This window comes from Sinosporangium siamense (assembly GCF_016863435.1).
GTDB lineage: Bacteria > Actinomycetota > Actinomycetes > Streptosporangiales > Streptosporangiaceae > Sinosporangium > Sinosporangium siamense.
Genome location: NZ_BOOW01000026.1, coordinates 124,084 through 131,641, shown reverse-complemented (window position 1 = coordinate 131,641; position 7,558 = coordinate 124,084). Strand labels below are relative to the sequence as shown.

Sequence of the window (7,558 nt, the reverse complement as noted above, 5' to 3'; positions counted from 1 at the left end):
GGCGTCGTCGCCGAGCCGGCCGCGGTGGCGGGCCACAACGTCTTTGATCAGGCGTCGCAGGATCTCGGGTACCGGGAGCCCGGTGGCGCTTTGATCGACGACGAAGTCGACGAGGCCCGGCAGGCCGAACTCCGGGCCGTGGCGGCCACCCGCCTCGACGACCCCGTCGGTGTAGAGGAGCACCTGGTCGCCGGGTTCCAGCCGCTCCTCGCACACGGTGACGGGGAGCCCCAGGTCCATGCCCATCGGGTGCGCGGGCGGGCACTCCAGGATCGCGCTCCGGTGTCCGCCGCGGATGACGACGGGCGGGAGGTGCCCGTGGTTGATCCAGCGGAACGTTCCGCCTGACAGGTTCAGCTCCGCCATGATCGCGGTGACGAAGCGGGTCTCCTCCCCGTATTCCTCGATCAGCAGGCGTTCGACTGCCTCGCCGCAGGCGGCGAGGTCCAGGTTCCGGTAGCGGTTCGCGCGCAGGGCGGACACCGCGAAGGCGGCGGTCAGCCCGGCTGAGACGTCGTGTCCCATGGCGTCGAAGACGGCCAGGTGCAGGGTGTCGCCGTTCACGGCGTAGTCGAAGGCGTCGCCGCCCACCTCGTAGGCGGGCTCCATGATCGCCCCCACGGTGAGCGTGCCGGTGGCGACGGTCGACGGGGGTGCCAGCCGCCATTGCAGCTCCCCGGCGACGTTGACCGGCCGTGAGCACACCAGCCGGCGGTAGGTGTCACTGCGCGTCTTCATGCCGGTCAGGATCAGCGCCACCACCGAGGCCAGTTCCCGCAGGGTGCGCTCATCGGCGGCGCCGGGCCCGGCGGTCACGGCACGCATCACGCCGAGTCGCTCGGCGCCGTCGAGCAGCGGCACCCACCACCGTGTCCGGCCCCGCCCCTCCTTGAGCGGCGCGGCCAGGACCCGGAGTTCCTGGAAGGAGCGGCCGGCCGGCGTGGTGTCGATGCGCAGTTCGACGTCGCCGGTCTCCGGCGGCGGGCCGCCCGCCGCAGGCCTGTCCGGGACGGGGCGCAGCACCCGCTGCTGGAGATCCGCCAGATAGACGCGCACCGACTCGATGCCGACGCGGGCCGCGTGCTTCGCCACGACGGCGGGCAGCCGGTCGAGGGTCAGGGTGTGGCTGTCGCGCAGGAGCCCGGCCAGCATGATCTCGACGTCGCCGGCGGTCGGTGTATCCCCCGTGTGGCTTCCTTCCACGGCCTATTCCCCTTATAACGATCTATCCGGGTGATTCTCCATTTACGATCACTAATACGGTTTCCCAAGATTTTCTCGAACATCTCCACGGGGGAAGTCCGCACCCTGCCTCACGCCCCCGAACCACCGGCTGTCACCCGGGAACGACCGGGGATTGCCCCTTATCGCACCGTACAATTTCCATGAATCCCCCCTCGACAGGAGTCGGCCTATGGCCAAGCGGCGGCCCGCCACGCGACGACGACGGAACCGCACCTCCAGGGGGCAGATCTCCCTATCCGGCTTAGCCGTCGCGATCTTCCTTGTCGTTGTGATCGCCGCTCTCGTCGAGGCCTTCCTGGACTTCCTCGGCGACCACTGGCCCTGGCTCACGGCGGTCGCCGTCGCACTCGCCGCCTGTGCGGCGGGCGGCCTGGTGGTGCGGGCCAGGCTCGTCGCGGCGCGCGAGCGGCAGTGGATGCTGGACCACGCCGCACTGGAACGGGTGGACACCTTGTCGGGTCCTGAGTTCGAGCGGCTGACTGCGGCGCTGCTGCGACGGGACGGGTTTGCCCAGGTCACAGAGCTGGGCAGAGCCGGCGACGGCGGGGTGGACCTCACGGCTGTCGGCCCCGGCGGCGAACGCCTCGCCTTTCAGTGCAAGCGATACGCGGGGAAGGTCGGCGCGCCCGAGGTGCGCAACTTCCTCGGCGCGCTGGCGTTCACGTGGGCCGGTCACACCGGCGTGCTGATCACGTCGGGCCATCTGACGGGGCCCGCGATGGAGGAGGCGCGGCGGGCGGATCTCGTCGTGCTTGAGCGAGACGATCTCGCGCGCTGGCTGAGCGGAGCAGCATCACTCCCCTCTAGAGCGCTCTGAACCTGTGCGGAGCATCACATTGTGCAAATCGTCACAGGGAAGCCATCACCCCCTCTGACCTGCGATTTCCCCCCGGACTGGAAGTTAACAGAAACTTTATTTCCGGAGAATCGGGATTTTGGGCAACTTTTTCCTTCTCTTCACTGTCTGATGTAGGTGGAAGCAACGCCCTCAGCTTGCTTCCCGCATCACAACGGGGAGAGGAAAACTCTTGTTGAAACGAGTCGCCATCGGCACGCTGACCGCTGTCGTAGGTGGATCACTGCTCTTGAGCGCCGGAACCGCTTCGGCGCACACCAAGCGCGAACTGGCCGTGAAGATCGCCGATATCTCGCCCAACCCCGTCGTCGTCAAGGACGGCAGGGAGACCCGGGTGACCATCGAGGTCCGCACGGAGGACGCCACCAAGGTGGAGCTGCGCCTCCGCCCGGACACGCGTACCTTCCGCACGCAGAGCGCAGTGGACACCGACCTCAGCAAGCACGGGGACCTTTGGCGGTACACCGCCCGCTTCGACGACTCCGACTACGAGGGTCGCTGGCAGGCTATTGCGGACGCCTACGACAGACACGGCAAGAAGGCGACCGACACGGTCAACTTCTCCGTCGACATCGAGGAGAGCCAGCTCCGCACCCGGGTGGAGAGCTTCAAGGTCTCCCCCAGCGCGGTTCGCAAGAACCGGAACGTCGGTGTCTCCGGCCGCCTCCGGGCGCTGGACGACCACCGCTGGCAGGGTGTGGAGGACGAGGAGGTGGAGATCTACTTCCGCCGCCACGGCTCCAACACCTGGAAGTACGTGACCTCCGCCGACACCGGCCACCGCGGCTGGTTCTCGGTGAAGACGCGTGCGAAGCGCAGTGGTGAGTTCCGCGCCGTGTACGAGGGCACGGACGACTACTCCGACGCGACCAGCCGCACCGCCACCCTGCGCGTCTGGCGCTGAGAACCGGTCTGAGGGCGGCCTCCACCGCCTCCCTCTGCCGCACCTGCGACGACGGGGCCCGGGACATCCCGGGCCCCGTCGCCTGTCCAGGCGCCATGGCGGAGGGTCACAATGGGAGGGAAACCATCCGAGAGGCATGAGGGAGAGGGAGGGGATCACCATGGAGACCACGAAGGAATGGACCGTGAGCATCTCCATCTCCGAGGACGACACGGATTCCCGCACAGCGGCCCGCGCCGTCTTGACGACCGAGAGCGGCAGGAGACACGAGAGCGTGGCTTATGCCCGCCGCAACCCGGACGACCGTCCCGTCCCCGAGATCGGCGACGAACTCGCGGCGGGCCGGGTCCTGGCCGACCTCGCCGACAAACTGATCGGCGACGCCTCGGGCGACATAGCCCAGCTCACCGGCCCCGCCCGCGCCCGCTGACCCCCCTGCCCCACGGCGCAGGCCCCCACGGGCCCGCGCCCGTGGAGGCTTGCGCCGAGGGGTGAGGGGCGCGTCGGAGACCTCTGGCCGTGGAAGCCGGCGCCGTGAGATGAGGGCGCTCCGATTCCCGATGAGGACAGGCAGGCCGGGTAACGGCGTGCCTTCTCCCGGGCGTGGTGGCGGCGTGCCCGGAAGTGGTCACCTGGGGTCCGGTCACACCCGGCAAGCGGCCCGGGGCTCACTCGCAGGGGCCTGCGCCGGCCTGGTCACTCTCATCAAGAGGCCCAGGCTCACTCACCCCGGGGTTCACTCACCTTGGGGTCACTCACGGGGAAGGAAGCGGCCTGGGTGGAGGCCGCCGATGTTGGCCTCCGGAGAAGGGGCCAGGGCACGGACCACGGCGACCGGGCAGGGGGCGCCGAGGAGCACGGACTGGGTGACCAGGCCGATGGGCACGTCGGTGCCCTCGCGCCGGGGGCGATGGCCGAGCACCAGAAGTTCGGCCCGTTCGGCGGCCGCCGTCAGGACCTCGGTGGGCGGGCCGTTCACGAAGCCCGTGGTCACCTCTACATAAGGGAACTTCTCCCGCCACACCGACACGGTCGCCTGGAAGTGCACGGCGGCCGCGCGGCGGGCGATCTCGTCCCCGGGGTCGGCGTCCTCGTCCTCCCATGACCACGCGCGGACCGCGTGCAGCGCGACCTGGTGCAGGGCCGCCTCCTCGAAGGCGAACGCCAGAGCGCCGCCCTCTCCAGGCGAGGCGTCGACGCCGACCACGATCCGGCCCGAAGCGGACGGCGTGCCGCCGAGGAGCACCACCGGGCACCACGCGTGCGTGACGACCTGCAGTGCGGTCGATCCCAGGCGCAGCCCCTCGAATCCCCCGAGGCCCCGCGTGCCCGTCACCACCATCGCCGCCGCGGCCGACTCGATCAGGAGCACGGCGGACGGGGAGCCGATCTCCAGTCGCGGCCGCACCATCACACCGGGGGCCAGCCGCCGCGCCAGGTCGGCGCCCCGGCTGAGGGTGTGCTCGGCGAGACCTCTGACCGTGTCCATCGCGGAGGGGTCCCGCGGCCGCATCGGGAACGGCCACTCCCAGCTGTGGCACACCACCAACGGGGTGAACCTCGCCTGCGCCTCCTTCGCCGCCCACCTCAGGGCGGCCTCGCTCACCGGGGAGCCGTCGTAGCCGACCACCACCGGCGCGTGGGCTTCGTCCGCACGCATCGCCGTACCCCCTTCACGCCCCCTCTCTCCACCGTGCACGCCCGAGCCTGCACGAGGCAACGGCCCCCATCGCAACACCAAAGCCGCTTTTCCCCACTCATGGCGAAAGCAGCCCCACTCATGGAGAAAGCGGCACCTTTCCGGACATGATCGAATACGGGCGCCCCGGCCTCCTCACTCCCCCGGCAAAAGCCCAGGCCCGTACGGCGAAGCCGATTCGGCCGCTCCGACGGCAACCCACCCCGGGAGCGCAGGGCCGGCAAGAGCCCAGGCCCGTACGGCGAAGCCGGCTCGGCCGGCGACGCCGCTCCACGCCTGGGGCCGGTGCGGGCCGGCAAAGCCCGATGAAGATCACAAACTGATCACGTCCATGCCGATCACCCTTCCCAACGGGATCTTGGCTGAGATCGTCGTAGGCATCCCTATGCCTCGATGGAAGGTGCTCCCGTGGCGGGTGGTCCCCCCTGCTATGCCGTACTCGACCTGGAGACCACGGGCCTCTGGCCCCACCGCCACGATCGCGTGGTCGAGATCGGCGTCGTGCACCTCTCCCGCTCGGGGGAGCCGACCGGGCGGTGGAGCACCCTGGTGAACCCTGAGCGGGATCTCGGCGCCCAGCACATCCACGGCATCTCGGCGGCCGACGTCCTGCACGCCCCCACGTTCGCGGGCATCGCCGGCGAACTGGTGGATCTGCTGCGCGGGCGGGTGCCCGTCGCGCACAACCTCGCCTTCGACCTCGACTTCCTGACCGCGGAGTTCGCCCGGCTGGGCTTCGCCGTACCGCTCCGCCTTGAGCACGGGGTGTGCACGATGGAGGAGGCACCGTATTTCCTGCCGCACATGCCGCGCACCCTCGCCGACTGCTGTGCCGTCGCGGGCATCCGCCACGACGTGCGGCACGACGCGCTGGCCGACGCCGAGGCGGCGGCCGGGCTGCTGCGCACCTATCTCGCCTCGGCCGGACCGCTGCCGCATTGGGATCACCTGTTCGAGACGGCGATGAGGGCGCGGTGGCCGGAGGTGCCCAGACGGGACGCACCGAGGGTGCGGCGGGGCGTCGCGGCCGAACGCCAGGGACATTTCACCGCGCGAGTGCCGGATCCAAGCGTGGAGACGCCTGCGGACGCGGCGGAGATCTATCTGACGCTGCTCGACCGGGTGCTGCTCGACCATCACGTGTCCGCGGCCGAGGCCGATTCGCTGGTGGAGGTGGCGACGTCGGTGGGGCTGGGCCGGGAGGAGGTGCGCCGGCTGCACCTGGAATATCTGTCGGCGCGTGCGCACGGGGGCACCGCGCCGCGGGATCTGGCCACGCTGGCGGCGCTGCTCGGGGTGCAGGCCGAGGACGCGGCGGGGGTGGAGGCGCGGCCGGGGCGGGTGATCGCATGGTTCGAGCTGCGGCCGGGCGACATGGTGGTCTTCACGGGGGACATGGAGGGCGGCCGGGAGGCGTGGGAGGCCCTCGCTAGGAAGGCGGGATATGTGCCGCATTCGGGGGTGACCAAGAAGGTGCGGCTGGTGGTGGCCGCGGATCCGGACTCCCTGTCGGGCAAGGCCCGTAAGGCGCGGGCGTATGGCATTCCGATCGTGACGCCGGGGGGTTTCAGCCGCCTCGTGCGCGACAGCCGTACCTGAGCCCCTCCCCCACAGGGCCCATCTATCTGCCCCGGAATAAGCTCGGCCCCTGCCGCATTGAGGGGTAATTGAAACTTCAACCATGAGATGGGTGGGAAGGATGCAGTTCGGAATCTTCACCGTGGGTGACGTCACCACCGACCCCACGACGAACCGGACCCCGAGCGAGAACGAGCGGATCAAGGCGATGGTCACCATCGCCCTCAAGGCGGAGGAGATCGGGCTCGACGTGTTCGCGACCGGCGAGCACCACAACCCGCCGTTCGTGCCGTCCTCCCCGACGACCATGCTCGGCTACATCGCCGCCCGCACCGAGCGGCTCATCCTGTCGACCTCCACCACGCTGATCACGACCAACGACCCGGTCAAGATCGCCGAGGACTACGCCATGCTGCAGCACCTGGCGGACGGGCGGATCGACCTGATGATGGGCCGCGGCAACACCGGCCCGGTCTACCCGTGGTTCGGGCAGGACATCCGCCAGGGCATCCCCCTGGCGATCGAGAACTACGCGCTGCTGCACGCGTTGTGGCGGCAGGACGTCGTCACCTGGGAGGGCAGGTTCCGCACGCCGCTCCAGTCGTTCACCTCGACGCCGCGCCCCCTCGACGGCGTGCCGCCGTTCGTCTGGCACGGCTCCATCCGCAGCCCGGAGATCGCCGAGCAGGCCGCCTACTACGGGGACGGCTTCTTCGCCAACCACATCTTCTGGCCGAAGGAGCACTTCCAACAGCTGATCAACCTCTATCGGGAGCGCTACGCCCACTACGGCCACGGCACCCCGGAGCAGGCCATCGTCGGGCTCGGCGGTCAGATCTTCATGCGGAGGAACTCGCAGGACGCCGTGCGGGAGTTCCGCCCGTACTTCGACAACGCGCCCGTCTACGGCCACGGCCCCTCACTTGAGGAGTTCACCGCGGAGACCCCGCTAACCGTCGGCAGCCCGCAGCAGGTCATCGACAAGACGCTGACCTTCCGCGACCACTTCGGGCACTACCAGCGGCAACTCTTCCTCATGGACCACGCGGGGCTGCCGCTGAAGACCGTGCTGGAGCAGCTCGACCTGCTCGGCGAGGAGGTGTTGCCGGTGCTGCGCAAGGAGTTCGCCGCAGGCCGGCCGTCCGACGTGCCGGACGCCCCGACTCACGCCTCCCTGCTCGCCCGCCGCGACACCGCCCCCGTCGTCGCCTGACCCTGTCGTCCGTTCGTACGCCTGCCCCTGTCCTGCCCGGCAGGGGTCCGATTCCTCCCCCGC

Annotated in this window: 7 protein-coding genes; 5 read left to right on the top strand and 2 right to left on the bottom strand. The window is 69.9% G+C overall.

Annotation, left to right across the window (positions count from 1 at the left end):
- Positions 1-1,203: PP2C family protein-serine/threonine phosphatase (locus Ssi02_RS19720; protein WP_239129124.1), on the bottom strand; the 1,203-nt coding region annotated here is incomplete at its 3' end.
- Between the two features lie 211 nt (positions 1,204-1,414).
- Between Ssi02_RS19720 and Ssi02_RS19715 the strand changes: the two genes are divergently transcribed.
- The 3 genes from Ssi02_RS19715 (at position 1,415) to Ssi02_RS19705 (ending at position 3,435) form a co-directional block, all read left to right on the top strand.
- Positions 1,415-2,062, top strand: a complete 648-nt coding sequence (locus Ssi02_RS19715) for a restriction endonuclease (protein ID WP_204027477.1) — start codon at positions 1,415-1,417, stop codon at positions 2,060-2,062.
- A gap of 211 nt (positions 2,063-2,273) precedes the next feature.
- Entirely contained in the window at positions 2,274-3,005 is a 732-nt protein-coding gene (locus Ssi02_RS19710) for a hypothetical protein (RefSeq protein WP_204027475.1), read from the top strand.
- Positions 3,006-3,165: 160 nt separating this feature from the next.
- Positions 3,166-3,435: a DUF1876 domain-containing protein gene (locus Ssi02_RS19705; RefSeq protein WP_204027472.1), complete on the top strand. Its 270-nt coding sequence runs from the start codon at positions 3,166-3,168 to the stop codon at positions 3,433-3,435.
- A gap of 321 nt (positions 3,436-3,756) precedes the next feature.
- On the opposite strand, the gene Ssi02_RS19700 is transcribed toward Ssi02_RS19705, so the two are convergent.
- On the bottom strand, positions 3,757-4,665 hold the full coding sequence (locus Ssi02_RS19700) for a universal stress protein (RefSeq protein ID WP_204027470.1): 909 nt from the start codon (positions 4,663-4,665) through the stop codon (positions 3,757-3,759).
- Between the two features lie 447 nt (positions 4,666-5,112).
- Here Ssi02_RS19700 and Ssi02_RS19695 point away from each other — a divergent pair, with 447 nt between their 5' ends.
- Both Ssi02_RS19695 and Ssi02_RS19690 read left to right on the top strand, forming a co-directional pair.
- Positions 5,113-6,303 (top strand): exonuclease domain-containing protein, encoded by a 1,191-nt coding sequence (locus tag Ssi02_RS19695; protein ID WP_204027468.1) that lies wholly within the window; start codon positions 5,113-5,115, stop codon positions 6,301-6,303.
- 100 nt (positions 6,304-6,403) lie between these two features.
- On the top strand, positions 6,404-7,495 hold the full coding sequence (locus Ssi02_RS19690) for an LLM class flavin-dependent oxidoreductase (protein ID WP_204027467.1): 1,092 nt from the start codon (positions 6,404-6,406) through the stop codon (positions 7,493-7,495).
- Positions 7,496-7,558: the final 63 nt, after the last annotated feature.

Coding starts and splice junctions, on each gene's coding strand:
- Ssi02_RS19715 (WP_204027477.1), top strand. CDS start 1,415: ATGGCCAAGCGGCGGCCCGCCACGCGACGACGACGGAACCGCACCTCC.
- Ssi02_RS19705 (WP_204027472.1), top strand. CDS start 3,166: ATGGAGACCACGAAGGAATGGACCGTGAGCATCTCCATCTCCGAGGAC.
- Ssi02_RS19700 (WP_204027470.1), bottom strand. CDS start 4,665: ATGCGTGCGGACGAAGCCCACGCGCCGGTGGTGGTCGGCTACGACGGC.
- Ssi02_RS19690 (WP_204027467.1), top strand. CDS start 6,404: ATGCAGTTCGGAATCTTCACCGTGGGTGACGTCACCACCGACCCCACG.